This window comes from Aliamphritea spongicola (assembly GCF_017051665.1).
GTDB classification, from domain to species: Bacteria; Pseudomonadota; Gammaproteobacteria; order Pseudomonadales; family Balneatricaceae; genus Amphritea; species Amphritea spongicola.
Window position 1 is genome coordinate 1 of the sequence record NZ_JAFIDL010000109.1, and the last position, 286, is coordinate 286.

General features: G+C 62.2%; 1 protein-coding gene. It reads left to right on the forward strand.

Going from position 1 to position 286, the window contains the following annotated elements; genetic code table 11:
• A partial coding sequence (locus JYB63_RS22950; protein WP_243432137.1) for a phospholipase D-like domain-containing protein occupies window positions 1-286 on the forward strand: 286 nt, incomplete at both ends.

The window sequence follows — 286 nt, forward strand, 5'->3', positions numbered from 1 at the left end:
GCACCTGAAGTCGGCCGGCGAACGCGGGGTGAAAATCCGCTTTTTGCTGGAAGAGAAGGGCATTCGCCTCTCCACCGCCGAGACGCTGGAACGGCTGAAGGCGATCCCCAATCTGGAGCTGCGCATCATCCCATACCAGAAGCTGAGCGGCGGCATTCTGCATGCCAAGTATCTGCTGGTGGACGGCGAGCAGGCGTTCGTCGGTAGCCAGAACTTCGACTGGCGCGCGCTGGAACACATTCACGAAACCGGGCTGCGCATCAGCGACGCCAGGGTGGTAGGGCAG